Annotated in this window: 15 protein-coding genes; 3 read left to right on the top strand and 12 right to left on the bottom strand. The window is 73.6% G+C overall.

Annotated features, from left to right (window positions below):
• Window positions 1–74: 74 nt before the first annotated feature.
• Window positions 75–1,250, bottom strand: coding sequence for a 4-hydroxybenzoate 3-monooxygenase (locus IEZ05_RS34840; protein WP_189234326.1), 1,176 nt, complete (start codon window positions 1,248–1,250; stop codon window positions 75–77).
• 280 nt (window positions 1,251–1,530) lie between these two features.
• On the opposite strand from IEZ05_RS34840, the gene IEZ05_RS34835 reads away from it, so the two are divergent.
• From IEZ05_RS34835 to IEZ05_RS34825, 3 genes are all read left to right on the top strand, one after another.
• Entirely contained in the window at window positions 1,531–2,517 is a 987-nt protein-coding gene (locus IEZ05_RS34835; protein ID WP_229869994.1) for a helix-turn-helix transcriptional regulator, read from the top strand.
• Window positions 2,518–2,591: 74 nt separating this feature from the next.
• A complete protein-coding gene (locus IEZ05_RS34830; RefSeq protein WP_229869993.1) occupies window positions 2,592–3,059 on the top strand; it encodes a hypothetical protein in 468 nt (155 codons plus the stop codon).
• A 2-nt stretch (window positions 3,060–3,061) separates the two neighbouring features.
• On the top strand, window positions 3,062–3,361 hold the full coding sequence (locus IEZ05_RS34825) for a transcriptional regulator (protein ID WP_189234380.1): 300 nt from the start codon (window positions 3,062–3,064) through the stop codon (window positions 3,359–3,361).
• 114 nt (window positions 3,362–3,475) lie between these two features.
• Here IEZ05_RS34825 and IEZ05_RS34820 read toward each other — a convergent pair whose 3' ends face one another.
• The 11 genes from IEZ05_RS34820 to IEZ05_RS34770 all read right to left on the bottom strand — a co-directional run bounded on the left by IEZ05_RS34820 (window position 3,476) and on the right by IEZ05_RS34770 (window position 14,600).
• Complete coding sequence (locus IEZ05_RS34820; RefSeq protein ID WP_189234325.1) at window positions 3,476–6,088, bottom strand: M16 family metallopeptidase; 2,613 nt, start codon at window positions 6,086–6,088, stop codon at window positions 3,476–3,478.
• A gap of 76 nt (window positions 6,089–6,164) precedes the next feature.
• Window positions 6,165–7,091, bottom strand: coding sequence for an aminoglycoside phosphotransferase family protein (locus tag IEZ05_RS34815; RefSeq protein ID WP_189234324.1), 927 nt, complete (start codon window positions 7,089–7,091; stop codon window positions 6,165–6,167).
• Entirely contained in the window at window positions 7,088–7,780 is a 693-nt protein-coding gene (locus IEZ05_RS34810) for a flavoprotein (RefSeq protein WP_229869992.1), read from the bottom strand. Before IEZ05_RS34810 ends, IEZ05_RS34815 begins: the two co-directional genes overlap by 4 nt.
• Entirely contained in the window at window positions 7,777–8,718 is a 942-nt protein-coding gene (locus IEZ05_RS34805; protein WP_189234378.1) for an LLM class flavin-dependent oxidoreductase, read from the bottom strand. The genes IEZ05_RS34810 and IEZ05_RS34805 overlap by 4 nt, the downstream gene beginning before the upstream one ends.
• 94 nt (window positions 8,719–8,812) lie before the next feature.
• A complete protein-coding gene (locus tag IEZ05_RS34800; RefSeq protein ID WP_189234323.1) occupies window positions 8,813–10,612 on the bottom strand; it encodes an ABC transporter ATP-binding protein in 1,800 nt (599 codons plus the stop codon).
• A gap of 37 nt (window positions 10,613–10,649) precedes the next feature.
• Window positions 10,650–11,819 carry an ABC transporter permease gene (locus IEZ05_RS34795; protein WP_189234322.1) on the bottom strand — a complete coding sequence of 390 codons (1,170 nt, stop codon included), beginning with the start codon at window positions 11,817–11,819 and terminating at the stop codon, window positions 10,650–10,652.
• Window positions 11,816–12,706 (bottom strand): ABC transporter ATP-binding protein, encoded by an 891-nt coding sequence (locus tag IEZ05_RS34790; protein ID WP_189234321.1) that lies wholly within the window; start codon window positions 12,704–12,706, stop codon window positions 11,816–11,818. Before IEZ05_RS34790 ends, IEZ05_RS34795 begins: the two co-directional genes overlap by 4 nt.
• A complete protein-coding gene (locus IEZ05_RS34785; protein ID WP_189234320.1) occupies window positions 12,700–13,710 on the bottom strand; it encodes a methyltransferase in 1,011 nt (336 codons plus the stop codon). The genes IEZ05_RS34790 and IEZ05_RS34785 overlap by 7 nt, the downstream gene beginning before the upstream one ends.
• A gap of 138 nt (window positions 13,711–13,848) precedes the next feature.
• Window positions 13,849–14,031 carry an LxmA leader domain family RiPP gene (locus IEZ05_RS34780; protein WP_189234319.1) on the bottom strand — a complete coding sequence of 61 codons (183 nt, stop codon included), beginning with the start codon at window positions 14,029–14,031 and terminating at the stop codon, window positions 13,849–13,851.
• Window positions 14,001–14,222 carry an LxmA leader domain family RiPP gene (locus IEZ05_RS34775; RefSeq protein WP_229869998.1) on the bottom strand — a complete coding sequence of 74 codons (222 nt, stop codon included), beginning with the start codon at window positions 14,220–14,222 and terminating at the stop codon, window positions 14,001–14,003. The genes IEZ05_RS34780 and IEZ05_RS34775 overlap by 31 nt, the downstream gene beginning before the upstream one ends.
• 195 nt (window positions 14,223–14,417) lie before the next feature.
• Window positions 14,418–14,600 (bottom strand): LxmA leader domain family RiPP, encoded by a 183-nt coding sequence (locus IEZ05_RS34770; protein WP_189234317.1) that lies wholly within the window; start codon window positions 14,598–14,600, stop codon window positions 14,418–14,420.
• Window positions 14,601–14,748: the final 148 nt, after the last annotated feature.

The following is a 14,748-nucleotide window of genomic DNA, read 5'->3' as shown; positions in this document are numbered from 1 at the left end:
TTTCCCTCGTCCTGTCGGGCAACACGCTGTGCGGGGCGGTGATTCCCCTCACTGCCCCCGGCCGCACCTGGCGTTCACCCGATCGGGAAGCCGGTGTAGGCCTCGGCGAGGTCGGTCTCGGCGGCGCGGGAAGAGGCGATCCGGTCCAGGCGCGCCACCTGGAGGCGGTCGTCGAAGGGCGTGGCGTCGGGCGCGCGGTGCAGGAGGGTCGTCATGTCGTACGAGAACCGCTCGGCCTGCCACACCCGGCGCAGACAGGTGGCGGAGTAGGCGTCGAGCAGCTCGGCGGAGCCGGTCTCCCGCTGGTGCGTCAGGGCGCGGGCGAAGGTGACGACGTCGCCGACGGCGAGGTTGAGGCCCTTGGCGCCGGTGGGCGGCACGATGTGCGCGGCGTCGCCGGCCAGGAAGAGGCGGCCGTGCCGCATGGGCTCGTGGACGTAGGAGCGCATGGGGGTGACGGACTTCTGGGTGATGGGTCCCCGCTGGAGCGTCCAGTCGTCGTCCGTCTCGAAGCGGCGTTCCAGCTCGGCCCAGATCTCCTCGTCGCTCCACGCCTCGGCGTCGGTGCCCTCGGGCACCTGGAGGTAGAGGCGGGAGACGGACGGGGAGCGCATGGACAGCAGGGCGAAGCCGCGGTCGTGGCGGGCGTAGACCAGCTCGTCGTGGGAGGGGGCGACGTCGGCGAGGATGCCGAGCCAGCCGAAGGGGTACGTCCGCTCGAAGGTGCGGCTCAGGCCGGCCGGGACCGCCCGGCGGGCCACGCCCCAGAAGCCGTCGCAGCCGACGACGTAGTCGCACTCCAGGACGTCCTCGACGCCCTCGTGCCGGAAGCGGACGCGCGGCCGGTCGGTGTCGGCGTCCTCGACGGCCAGTGCCTCCGCCTCGAAGAGCAGCGGGCCGCCCTCCTTGAGCTGGAGGGCGATGAGGTCCTTGCAGACCTCGGTCTGGGCGTAGACCATCACGGTCCTGCCGCCGGTGAGGGCGGGGAAGTCGACGCGGTGGCGCCGCTTGTCGAAGCGCAGCTCGATGCCGTCGTGGCGCAGCCCCTCGCGGTCCATGCGCTCCGCCGCACCGGCCGCGCGCAGGACGTCCACCGTGCCCTGCTCCAGGATCCCGGCGCGCTGGCGCCGCTCGACGTAGGCGCGGTCGCGGCTCTCCAGGACGACCGAGTCGATCCCGGCGTTGTGGAGCAGCCGGGCGAGCAGGAGTCCGGCGGGGCCGGCCCCGATGATGCCGACGGTGGTGCGCATCGGTCGTTCCCTTCGATTGGCGTCGTTGCCGCGGAGGCTGTCACGCTGTTCGCGTAGTGAAAATTCCTTCACGAATTTCTGCGCTGAGTCTCGGCCTCCCGCGCTCCGCTGTCAACGGTTCCGGGCCACTTCGCACCGCGCCGAAGGGCGGGGGAAGGATGCGGAACCGCGACTGCCGCGGAGTCGTCGATTCCCATATGATCGCGCTTTCAGCCACGCTGTGTGGCCCGCTGACCACGGGTATGGGCACGATCGCTGAAACGACGTAGGGGGATGTCGCATGACTGTCGGCTCGATGTCGGTCCTGGGGCTGTCGGAGCTGGAAGAGCAGCTCTACCGCCATCTCCTGAGAAACCCGGGTGCGAGACCCAGCGAACTCCAGCCACCGGTACACGCACCGCTCCACGAGATCGAGAGCGCGCTGGAACGCCTCCTCTCCCTGACGGTCGTCACGGAGGGTGCCGACGGCGGCCTGCTGCCGGGCGTCCCCGAACTGGTCGTGGACAATCTGACCGGCATGCGGCTGAGGCAGCTGCACGACGAGATGCGGGCCGTCACCCAGGCCCGGCACCTGGTCGCGTCCTTCCGCGCCGAGCAGGAGTCGGCGCCGGCCGAGGCGCCCGACGTGGAGAAGCTCGACAACCTGGACACCATCCGGAGCAAGATCGACACCCTCGCCTTCTTCGCCCGCGAGGAGATCCTGTCGGCCGAGCCGTACACGAAGCTGACGCACGAGAACATCCAGCACGCCCGGCCGCTGGACCTGCGATGTATCAGGCGGGGCGTGCGGATCAGGAACATCGTGCGCACCCAGGCGCTGGAGGATCCCCTCACCGCCGACTACCTGCGTGAACTGGTCTCCCTGGGAGCGGAGATACGCGTGGTGGAGGAGATACCCACCCGCATCCTCGTCTACGACCGCCACATCGCGCTGACGCCGGTCGATCCCGCGGACAGCTCGCGCGGTGCCCTGGTGGCCCAGGAACCGGGGCTGGTGGCCAACATGGTCGCGTTGTTCGAGGGGACCTGGTCGACCGGTACGGAACTGGCCTCGCTCGGCGACGAGGGCGAACCGGAGCGGCTGCCGGAGGTCGAGCAGCAGGTTCTGGAAGCCATGTGCCGCGGCACGAAGGACGAGATCGGCGCCCGGCAGCTGGGGGTGTCCGTGCGCACCTACCGCCGTTACGTGGCGAGCATCCTGCAGTCACTGGAGGCGGCGAGCCGTCCGCAGGCGGCCCTGCTCGCCCGCGAACGGGGCTGGGTGTGACCACCTTCCGGACCGGGTGACCGGACCCGCGAAAGACACTTGCCATGATGGAAAGTCGGGGTACACTTTCCATCATGGAAAACAGCATCCCGGAAGACCCCGCCGCCGCGCGCTCGGCCCTGGACAGCGCCGCCTCCGCCCGTGCCGCGCTCGCCGACCGCGCCACCGCGCCCTGGTGGTACCACGCCGGGCTGGGCCTCGGCGTGGGCATCGTTTTCGCGTCGATCGACATGGGCGGAAGCATGGTGCCCTCGGGTGTCATCGCCGGTGGCATCGTCCTCCCCGCGGCGCTCACCCTGAGCGTCGCCCGCTCCCGCGGCATCTCGGTCAACCGCTCGGTGTCCGCCCCCGGCACCCGTGGCCTCAACGGCCTGTACCTGGTGCTCCTCCTCGCCCTCGGCGCCCTGGGCCTCAGCCTGAAGCTGGCCGCGGACGTGCCCGGCGCCATGTCGGTGGCCGGACTCGTGGCGCTCGTCCTCACCGTGTACGTCACCAGGCGCAACGACGAGGCGCTGCGCCGCGACATGCAGCGGCAGGCGTGACCGTGCCCGGTCTGGACGAAGTGATCCACCCGGCGCACCGCTTGCAGATCTGCGCCATGCTCGCGGCGGTCGACTCCCTGGAGTTCTCCGTCGTCCGTGACGCCCTCGCGGTCAGCGACTCCGTCCTGAGCAAGCAGGTCAAGGTGCTGCAGACGGCCGGCTACGCGACCGTGCGCAAGGTCCCCATGAACTCCCGCACCCACACCTGGCTCGCCCTGACCGAGGCGGGCCGGGAGGCGCTCGCCGGACACCTCGCGGAACTGCGCCGTATCGCCGCCCTCGCCGACCCCGCCGCCCCCTGAGATCCGCCGGTGCCGGGGCGGGAGGGTGACGTCAGGGCCTAGGATCGACGATCACGTACGGACCCGGTGTACCCCTCGGCAGTACACCGGGTCCGTACCTCCGTCCCGGGCCCCTCAGGCGCCGGCCGGAAGCGACGCCAGGTCCGGACCCAGGGCGCCGAGCAGCACCGTGTCCATGGCGGCGTCCGCGAAGAGTTCGCGGCCGGCCCGGGCCACCTCCTGCGCGGGGACCTCGGTGAGCAGGCGCGGAAGCGCGGTCAGCCACCCCGGGTCCCGGCCCGTGGCGGTCAGCTGGCGCAGCAGGTCGGCCTGCGCCGCCGGGGAGTCGAAGGCGCCGAGCGCCTGCGCGGCGCAGAACTCCCGCGCCGCCTCGACCTCCGCCTCGGCGAACGGCTCCTCCCCGGCACGGCGCAGTTCCTCGCGCAGCTGCGCGAGCAGCCCCTCGGCGGAGCCGGGCGCCACCCTCGCCCGTACGAAGACACGCGGGGTCCCGAGCATCACGTCCCGCCCGCTGTAGGCCTCGCCTCCCGCGCCGGTCACCGCGCGCAGGCGCCGGGCCAGCCGGGAGCCGAAGTAGCCGCCGAACACCGCCGTGGCCAGGTAGCGGGCCGCCTCGGTCTGCGCGGCGCGCCCGTCCGGCGCCCGCCGTTCGGGTGCGCACAGGGTCAGATGCACCTCGGCTTCGGCCGGATCCCGCAGGACCAGCAGCCGTCCGCCCGCCGACGGCCGCCGCACGGCTTCGGGTTCCGCGGGGGCCGGGCGGCCGGACCGCCAGCCGGAGAGCGCCCCGGCCGCCGCGGCGACCGCCTGCCCGGGGTCCAGGTCGCCGAGCAGGACGAGGACGCCGCCGCGCGGATCTCCGAGCGGCCGCCGGTCCCCGCCCCGCGCACGACCGGGGAGTTCACCGCCCGTGTCCGGAGCGAGCCAGTGCCGGCGCAGGGCGTCGTCGACGAGGCGTTGCGCGGGCGGCCGGGCAGCCGGTGGCAGGGCGGGCACGGCCTCCGGGCCGGCGGGTCCGGCGTGCGGGGCGACGAGTTCGGCGAGCAGGGCCAGCCAGGCGGGAAGCCGCTGCGCGGGCGCGCAGCCCGTGACGTCCAGCCACTGCCCGTCCACGGACGCCCCCAGGGTGGCTCCCAGGGCCGCCGCGCGCTCCGCGGCGCGGATGCGGGCGAGTGCGGCGCGCAGCAGGGTCTCGGTCCCCGCCGGGTCCGCCCAGCCGGCCGGCCCCAGGGGCAGCCGCAGCCGCGCCTCCACGTAGGGCATCCGCCGGTCGGCGACAGCGACCACGCGCGTTCCGTTCTCCCACGTCACCTCGTGCGGGTCCGGCTGCGCCGGCCAGGACGGCACGCCGTACGGCGCCGGCGGCCGGGCCGCGGGCACGGCCCCGGCCGGGTTCCGCCGGGCGCCGCTCCCCTCCCCGGTGTCCGCGGGGCCGGCTCCGTCCGCGAACGGCCGCCGAGGCCGGGTGCGCTCGGTGCCGGGGCGCAGCACCAGCACCGACGCGGCGGAGCCGGCCAGTTCGCCGGCGGCGCGGGCGACATCGGCGGGGCCGACGGCGGCGAGACGGTCGGGGAGCAGGTCGAGGAGCTCGGCCCGGCCGAAGAGGATCTCCAGCCGGCCGAGGGCGCGGCACCGGGCCTCCAGGCCCGCGTGCAGCCGGTAATGCTCGCTCACCATCAGCCCGGCCGTCCGCCGCACCGCGTCCGCCGGGGGCCCGTCCGCCCAGCCGGCCCATCGCCGGCCGAGAGCGGTGACCACGTCCCGCGGGTCGGTGCCGGACCGCAGCAGCGCCGTGACCACCAGCGCGTCGGGGTCCTTGGCGTCCAGGGGCCCGAAGAAGCCGCAGCTCGTGCTGACGGGGGGCAGGCCGGCTGCCGGCGGGCCCTGCTCGGCGGTGAGCCGGGCCAGTACCGCGTGCGCAAGGTAGCCCGCCAGGTCCGTGTCCGGGTCGGGCAGCCGGTATCCGGCGGCCAGCGCGGTCGCCGCGAATCCCGGCTCGGTCCCCTCCGCCCACCGCTCCTTCGCGGGGAGGGGCTCGGCGAGCACGGGCTCCGGCGGCAGGGGGCGGGCCTCGATCTCCCCGAAGTGCCGCTCCACCAGTGCGCGGACCACCTCGGGGTCCGCCGCGCCGACGACGGTGAGCACGGCGTTGCCGGGCGCGTAGTGGGCGGCGAAGAACTCCGCGCAGTCCGCCACCGTGGTGGTGCGCAGCCGCTCGGGGTCGCCGTACCCGTCGTGCGCGTTGGCGAAGCGCCGGAACAGCACCCCGGGCATCAGCGGCCAGGGGAAGCCTCCGTAGGGCCGGTCCTGCACCGCCTGCCGGATCTCCTCTTCCACACCGACGAGCTGCTCCGCCAGGGCGGCCTCGGTGAAGAGCGGCGCGCGCATCCGGTCCGCCTCCGCGAACAGGGCCTTCTCCAGCGCCTGCGCCGGGACCACCTGGTAGTAGTCGGTGTAGTCCTGGTGCGTGGTGCCGTTGGCGTGGGCGCCGAATCGGTGCACATGGTCGTAGAAGCGTCCCTCGGGGAGGCTGGCGCTGCCACGGAACATCAGGTGCTCGAAGAGGTGGGCGAATCCCTCCCGGCCGGGCGGCTCGGACCGGAACCCGGTGCCGTAGTGCACGGCCACGGCCACCCTCGGCTGCGGGAACCGGCAGTCCAGCACCACCCGGAGCCCGTTCGGCAGGGTGAACCGGATCGGGCCCGGCTGCGGACGACTGGCGTTCATGGCGTGCGTCTCCCGTGGGTCGTGAAGGAGTGCGGTGCGAAGGGGGTGGGTTGCGCCGTCGGGCGGGCGGGCACGGTCACAGGTCGACCAGGAACGTCAGGAACGTGGCGTAGTGGTCGAACCCGGCGGTGTGCCAGCCGACGTAGGCCGCGATGTCGTGGACGTGCAGCAGGATGCGCAGCGCCGCGAGCCGGTTCCACTGCTCTCCGGCATCGCGGCCGTACCCCTCGAAGAGCGCCTCCAGCAGGAGCTGCCAGCCTTCCTGGTCGCCGCCCAGCTGCCATCTCAGTTCGACCAGTTCGCCCAGCACCCAGCCGAGGTCGAAGTACCAGGGAGCGACGGCCAGGTCCTCGCCCGTCAGGAGGGCGGCGGACCCGGTGCCGTCCCCGGCGATCAGGGAGCCGAGCCCGGGGGCGCCGTGCACCAGGGTCACGTCGGGATCCTCGCGGACCCGGTGGCACCAGTCGGTGACCCGGCCCCAGCGCTCGGGGCCCAGCCGGCCCCGCAACTGGGCGCCCACGTAGGCGGCGCGGGCGACCGGGGCCCGGCCCGCCAGCCAGGTGTCGAGGCGGAGAAGCCCGCGCGGCGGCCCGGGCCACGGCCCCGTGCCGGTGCCCCGGTCCGGCGGACCGCCGGCGTGCAGCCGGCGCAGCGCCAGGCCGAGTCCGCGCATCGGTTCCCGCAGCTCGGGCAGCGGGCCGCAGGACAGCAGTCCGTTCGCCACCGACTCCCCGCCCGCGATCCGGTACGTGCGGCTCGTCGGGCTGCCGTGCCCCACGGCCAGCCGGACGGCTCCCCTGCCGTCGGCCATGGCCAGCCGGTCGCCGAGCCCGGTGGCGGACCGGAAGGGGTCCGGCGCCAGGCGTCCCGCGGTCCTGGTCCACTCGTGACCACCGGGCACGGCACTGACCCGGGTGCGCAGCAGATCGGTGCCGTACTCCAGCTCCTCCGGCGCCGCGGACGCGGCGGAGGCGGTCGCGGACACCGCTTCCCGCCCGCTCATGACCGGGCCAGGTCGGCGGCGAACTGGGCCGGGGTCGCGGGCGGTCCAGGCGGGCCCGCCTCCAGCTCGGCGCGGCGGTGTTCCAGCATGCTGACGGCCTCCGGCAACAGCGGTGGCACCCACGCCTCGGCCCGACCGGTGGTCAGGCTGATGCCGGGGTGCGGGGGTACGAGGACGAGGTTCGGCCGGGCGGCCAGCGCCGCCCAGTGGGTCTGGAAGGCGGCGCTCTCCAGCCCGCCGGGAGGCAGGGCGGGGGCCACCGCCACGGGGGCCCGGGTGCAGTGGCAGGCGAGCAGGGCCGGGGAGTCGGCCAGCCCCAGTGCCAGTCGCGCGGTGAAGTGGAACGTCGCGGGATAGACCATCACCGCCTGGGCCCACTCGGCCCATTCGACGTGGCGTGCCGTCGCCTCGTCCTGCGGCCACTCGTCGAACAGCACCTCGCCGACCCGGTGCAGCCGCCCGGCCAGTGCCTGCCGGGTGACGAAGCGCCGGGCGGTCCGGGTGAGGACGAGCTTGATCTCGAGGTCGGGATAGGACAGCCGCAGCCAGTCCACCCAGTACGGCATGCCGGTCGCGAACGCGGAGCCCGCGGTGACCACCAGCAGCCGGTCGACGTTCAGGGCGGGAGGCTCGGTGCCGGGCGCCTGGGGCGGGGCGGCCGGTCCGGGCTCTCGGAGGTGACCGCTCACGAGGTCACCTCCGTGAGGATCCGCTCCAGTTCGCGCAGCGCGCTCTGGCCGCCGTAGGTAGCGTTCACTCCCGTCACGTTGAGGACGATCTCGTCGACCCCCGCCTCGTGGAACGCGGCGAGTTCCTCGGCGAGCACCTTCGGCTCCCCGTACAGGAAGGCCCGCCCCGCGACCAGGGCGGCGGCGCCGGAGGCGGGGTCGTCGGTGTCGGCGTCGATGCCGGAGCGGCGCAGCATGTCGACGTAGTGCGGCAGCTGGAGGTGGCCGAGGTTGCTCGCGAGGGCGAGGGCGGCCGGGTCCCGGTCCGGTGCGGCCAGGGCGACCGGGACGATGGACACCAGCCGGGGGACCGCGCGCCCTGCGGCCTCGGCGCCCTCGCGCAGGGCGGGGACGATGGTGTCGCGCAGGTAGGCGGCGGGCGTGAGCCAGGTGATGGCCGTGTCGGCCACCTCTCCGGCCAGCCGGGCCATCCCGGGGCGCAGCACCCCGAGTCCCACCTCGACGGGCGGACGCGGCACCGGCAGCAGCTTGCCGTGGCAGGTGAAGTAGGTGCCGTCCTGGGCGACGGACTCGCCGGCCAGCAGGCCGCGTACCGCCGTGAGGTACTCGCGCGACGCGGTCAGCGGGCTGCGGTAGGGGGCGCCGCGCATGCTGCGCTGGAGCACCGCCGCGCCCGGCCCGAAGCCGGCCACCACGGGGTGGCCGGTCGCCGCGGCCACCGACTGCGCCTGGAGCGCCGCCTCGTAGGGGTGGGTGAACGGCATGAGGGTCACGCCCAGCCCGACCGGCACCCGGAAGCCGGACGCGGCGGCGTAGGCGAACGCCTGGTGCGGCTGGTTGAGCATGGCCTGGCCCTGCCACAGCCGGTGTGCGGCGCTCCACTGGGTGAGCGCCGCGTAGGGCAGGATCATCTCCGGCCGCGGCGGGGCGAAGGGCATGAGGATCGAGTACGTGGGCGTGGATCGCTGAGTCACTGGGCCGCTCCTGGCCGGTCTGTCCGCCGGCCGGCGGCCGGGGTCGTCGTTACGGGTCTCATCGGGACGCGGTGCTGAGGGTCTGACCGCTCACCAGGTCGGCGTAGTCGGGGCAGCGGTCGAGGAGGCCCAGGTGGGTCCCCTGGTCGACGACCCGGCCGCCGTCGAGCACGATCACGTGGCCGGCGTGCTGGACGGTGGAGATGCGGTGGGCGACGACCACGACCGCGCGGTCGGCGGCGAGTGCGTCCACGACGTCCCGGAGCTTCTGCTCGTTGATGGAGTCCAGGTGCGACGACGGCTCGTCGAGCAGCACCAGCGGGGCGTCGGACAGGACGGCCCGCGCGAGCGCCAGCCGCTGGCGCTGTCCGCCGGAGAGGTCGCTCGCACCGCCCAGGACGGTGTCCAGGCCCTGCGGCAGGCGGCGGATCTCCTCCCCGAGACCCACGCGGTCGAGCGCGGCCATGAGCTCCGCGTCGGCGGGCGTCCGCTCGTGCCCCAGCAGCAGGTTCTCGCGGACGGTGTCCTGGAGCAGCGTGCACGACTGGTCCACGTAGGCGATCCGGGCGCGCAGGTCGGTGAGCGGCCAGTCGGCCAGGTCCCGGCCCAGCACCTCGACGCGGCCGCTGTCCGGTTCCATGAAGCCCTCGATCAGGCCCAGCGCGGTGGTCTTGCCCGATCCCGACAGGCCGACCAGGGCGGTGAGCCCGTGGGCGGGGACCGTCAGGCCGACGTCCCGCAGGACCGGCTGGTCGCCGTAGCCGAAGCCGACGTTCTCGAAGCGCACGGCCGCCGGCGCCGCTGACACGGCCCGCCCGGGGGCCGGGTGGGGCCGGGGCCCGGCGGCAGTGGCGGCCCGGGCCGAGGTCTCCGTCGGCAGCGCGAACAGGGCCTCGAACCGCTTGCGGGCCACCAGGCCCGTCTGGAGACCGCTCACGCCCGAGGCCGCCATGATCAGCGGCGCGGTGAGCTGGAGGAGGTAGAGCAGGAAGGAGACGAAGTCGGCCAGGCTGAGGTGACCGTGCATCATCCGGCTGCCGCCTCCGATCACCACGCTGACCAGGGCCACCTGCTGGCCGAGGGTGATGATCGGCACCATCAGCGACTCCATGCGGGCCGCGACGGCCTCCAGCTGGGCCACCCGGCCTGCCCGCTCGGCGAGCCGGTCGCCGGTGGTCCTCTCCGCGCGGTAGGCCTTGATGATGGTCAGCGCGCCGAGCGCGGCGACGAAGTGCTGCGCCAGCCCTCCGACCTCGCCCTGGACCGCCGTGTAGGTGCGGCGCAGTCCCTTGACCACGAGCGTGATGAGCCCGACCGCCACCAGGAACGCCGCGACGGTGATCAGCAGCAGGACCCAGTCGAGCAGCCCCATGATCACGAGCGTGCCCACGACGGTGATGCCGGCCATCGGCAGCTGCATCGGCCCGATGTCGATGAGGTTCTTGACCATGGCGGCGTCGGCGGTCAGGCGGGAGACGAGGTTGCCGGGGCCCTCCGCCTGGGCGTCGCGCAGCCGCAGTTCCAGGGCGTGCCGCATGGTGCGCACGCGCAGCCGCAGGATCAGCCGCCGTCCCATTCCGCTCAGCAGATACGTGGCCAGCGCTCCGGCGGCGGCCGAGCCGAAGCCGGCCGCGACCATGGCCAGCACCCACCAGACCGGGTTGTCTCCGTTCTGGATCACGGCCAGCAGCCGGCCCACCACCATCGGGAGCGCCAGCGTCGCTCCGGCGGAGGCCAGGGCGAGCACGGCGATGACGCCGACCTGCACCCCCTTGCCTCGGGCCAGTTCCCGCAGGACGTGCAACCGCCATGCCTCCTCGGCATGCGTGTCCCCGCGCTCGGTGACCACGTGTCCCATACCCGGCTCCCCTCCTCGACCTTCCCGTACCGAGCTCTCAGTGCGCCGCACCGCGCAGCGCCTCTCCGACCTTGACGATCCCGCCGTACCTGAGCAGGCCGCCGCGGTAGACGCGGCCGCCGAACCGGACGAGGGCGACGATCGCCAGCAGCATCAGCGCGAACGCCGTTCCCACCTGCCACCAGGGCACGTCGGTGGTGGCCATGCGCATGGGCATCGCGGCCCAGGACAGGCCGGGCACCAGGGACACGACGGTCAGCACCGTGTCGTCCTCGGCGCCGCGCGCCGCGAGGGCGGGTCCGGCCAGGCTCAGCATCTGGAGCATGTTCACCGGCCCGATGACGTGGTTGACGTCCTCCTGCCGGGAGACCAGCGCGCCCGCCACCGCGTAGAGGGTCACGAACAGGACGTAGCCCGGGGCGAACCACAGCAGCAGGTTGGCGGCGGTGCCGATGGCGCCGAGCGGCGCGGTCAGCGCCTCGAACCCGATCGCGGCCCCCAGGGTCGCGATCGCCATCAGCAGGATCTGCACCAGGGCCGCGGCGCCCAGGCCGACGATCTTGCCGGTCAGCAGATGCCAGGCGCGGGCCTTGGCCAGCAGCACCTCCACGATGCGGCTGGACTTCTCCTCCGCGACGCCCTGGGCGATGCCCAGCCCGGACAGCAGCATCAGGACGAACAGCAGGAGCACACCGATCCCGGCGGTCATCGTCCGTTCCCGCTCCGCGTCCGCGTCCGCGTCGATCGCGCTGACGCGCAGGGCCGGCGGGGTGAGCGCCCGTGCGGTCCGGCCGGGCCCCGCGCCGAGTTCCGCCATCTGCTCGACGTGGGCGGCGGTCTGCTCGGCCTGCCGGATCACGAGCCCGAGATCCGCGTCCAGCGCGCGCAGCACCAGCACCTCACCGCCGGGCAGCACCGCCGCGTCCACCGTGCCGTCGCGTACCGCCGTGCGGGCGGCGTCCGTGTCCGGGTACTCCTTCACCGTGACGTCGGTGCGCAGCGCCGAGGCGACCGTGCGCTCCCCCACCACGGCGACGGAGGGCGGACCGTCGCCGTCGCCTTTCAGTACGCCGGTCAGGGCGAACGAGAGGGCCATCATCGCGGCGGTCACGATCACCGACGCCCAGAAGGCCTTGTTGCGCAGTTGCCGCACGATCTCGCGGGCGGCGATGACGCGCACCAGTTCCAGGTCGGCACGCCGGTTCATGCCTCCACCGCTTCCCTGAAGATGTCCACGAGGCCCGCTTCCCGTCGGCCGAAGAACTCCACGCGCCCGGCTGCCTGCGCCGCGGCCAGGGCTTCCTGCGCCGCCCGGTCGGACTCCAGCTCCAGGCTGGTCAGCCCGTCCTCCTCGGCCAGCACCCGCGCCCCGGTCAGGCTCCTCGCCCACGCCGGAGTCACGTCGCGCACCGACATCAGCACCCGCCCCCGGCCGGCGGCGCGGCGCAGCTCCTGGACGGTCCCCTCGGCCACCAGACGGCCGCCGCGGAGGATGCCGACGCGGTCGCACAGTCGCTCCACCAGTTCCAGCTGGTGGCTGGAGAAGACGACCGGCACGCCCTCACGGGCGCGCTCCAGCAGCACGTCGGCCATGGCGTCCACGGCGACCGGATCGAGCCCCGAGAAGGGCTCGTCCAGGACCAGGACGGCCGGGTCGTGGATGAGCGCCGCGATCAGCTGGACCTTCTGCTGGTTGCCGAGGGACAGCTTCTCGAGCGGGTCCTTGGGTCCGGCCGCCACACCGAGGCGGTCCATCCACTCGGCGGCACGGCGCTTGGCCTCGCGGGGCCGGACGCCGCTCAGCCGTGCGAAGTACACGAGCTGGTCGAGGGGGGTCATCTTGGCGTACAGGCCGCGCTCCTCGGGCATGTAGCCGAAGCGGCGGCGGGAGTGGGCGTCCGCCTCGGCGCCGTTCCAGCGCACCGCCCCCCGGTCGGCGCGCACCACCCCGAGCGCGATGCGCAGGGCGGTCGTCTTGCCGGCGCCGTTGGCTCCGCAGAACCCGAACAGCTCGCCGGGCCGCACGTCGAAGGCCAGGTCGTCCAGGACGCGCCGGCCGCCGAAACTCTTGCGTACGTCGTCGAAGCTCAGCACGGCGTGAACTCGAGGAGGGAGCGTACGGGGGTGACGGGGCCCTCCCACGTGGGGCGCAGGCCCGCGGCCTCGGCGAGGGCCTTCACCTGCTCGACGGTGCGGACGGGGGCGGGCATCGTGGCCCGCAGCCACAGTTCCAGGGCCGCCGAGCCGGGGGCATCCCGCGGAACCCGGAGGTTCACCTCGGCGACGAGGACCTTGCCGGCCGGTCCCGCCGCCTCGGCGCAGCGGCGCAGGATCGCGACCGCCCGCTCGTCCGACCAGTCGGCGAGGATGGCCGACAGCAGGTAGACGTCGCCGCCCGTGGGCAGCGGATCGAAGAAGCTGCCGACCACGGCCCGGGCGCGGTCCGCCAGACCGGCGGCGGCGAACCGCCGGCCGGCGACCTCGGCCACGTTCTTGAGGTCGACCAGGGTGCCGTGCAGGCCGGGCTGACGGCGCAGCAGTTCCATGAGGACGGCGCCGCTGTGACCGCCGACGTCGACCACCCGCCGGACCTGCCGCCAGTCGTAGCTGTCGAAGATGAGCTCCGCACCCCAGCCGAGCTGCGGCCGTTCCTCGGTCTGCTCCAGCGCCTCGACGAAGGCGGGGTCCTCGTTGACGGTCTCCCAGTAGCCGCGTCCGAAGACCGCCGCATGGGCCGGCTCTCCGGTGCGCAGCGTGTGCGTGAGGTCGACCAGGGCCAGTTCGGCCCTTCCGTACAGGCCGTCCTGCGCCAGGTGGGCGCGCAGGCTCTCCGGGTGGTCCGAGCGGAGCCGGGCGCCGAGTTCGGTGACGGCGTGGGTGCCGTCGTCGCCGAGGGTCAGCACACCCTTGTCCGTGAGGTGACGCAGCAGCAGTTCCAGCAGGTCCGCACGGGTGCCGGTGATCTCCGCCAGCTTCACCACGTCGGCCGGGCCGTCGAGACGGTCCGCGAGACGCAGGGTGGCGGCGGCCCGGATCGCGGCGGGGGTGAGGAGGTCCGCCATCTCCAGCAGATCTCCGCTGTCCTGTTGGTGCGCCATCGGTCGGTTCCCATCTGGTGCGCGGGTGAACGGGGTTGTTCCCCGGCCCCGAGAGGGGAGGGCCGGGAGGTGAAGACCGCCGGGCGGCCGGACACGGTGACGCGGACGTTCCGTGGCCGGCCGGCCGGCGAGCCACGATCAGCAGCCGCCGGCGATCGTCCTGGCCGAGAACTGGCTGGCGACGAAGCTGGCGGTGGCGCTGGCGATGCAGGCGGGCGAAGTGGCGGGCGCCTCGGCAGCGGCCGTCACGTTCAGCTCACGAGCGTCGCTGTAGGCCTCGTAACCGGCCATCAGCTCCATGATCGCGGTGGTCTTCTCCATGGGATTTCCCTCTCTTCATGTGCTCCGTGAAGGAGCGCTGCCGGCCCGTGCCGGCAGGTTCNCGCGGCACACCAGCTGGAGCTGGCGACACTGGCCGCGCAGACCGGGGTCGTGGCGGGGGCGTCGGCCGCCGCCGTGATGTTCAGCTCGTCGACGTCCGCGTAGGCGTCGTAGTGCGAAACGAGCTCCATGATGGCCATGGACTTGTCCATGAATCTCTCCCTTTTGTTTTGCGTTTCTCTTTTTCTTCGGAACCGCTTCGACGCGATTCCTTCGGTATTCCGCCACCCATGCGTTCGGCATGTTTTCCGTTGATTCGGCACCCCCTTTTTCGACAAGGGTGTCCCGCGGACGGAAAGGTGACGGAATGCGGAGGGTTCCTCGGTTCAGCAGCCGCCGGCGATCGTCTTGGCGGAGAACTGGCTGGCGACGAAGCTGGCGGTGGCACTGGCGATGCAGGCGGGCGAAGTGGCGGGCGCCTCGGCAGCGGCCGTCACGTTCAGCTCACGAGCGTCGCTGTAGGCCTCGTAACCGGCCATCAGCTCCATGATCGCGGTGGTCTTCTCCATGGGATTCCTCCTTGTGTACCGCCGGCGGTCACCGGCAGGCTCAAGGGGCGGGTCAGCAGGTCAGCTCGTAGGTGGCACCGCTGACCGCGCTCGCCGACGCGGCACACCAGCTGGAGCTGGCGACACTGGCCGCGCAGACCGGGGTCGT

It is taken from the genome of Streptomyces flaveolus, from assembly GCF_014648815.1.
Classification (GTDB): domain Bacteria; phylum Actinomycetota; class Actinomycetes; order Streptomycetales; family Streptomycetaceae; genus Streptomyces; species Streptomyces flaveolus.
Note: the sequence above shows the minus strand (reverse complement) of the source record. Positions and strands in the feature narration are given on the sequence as shown.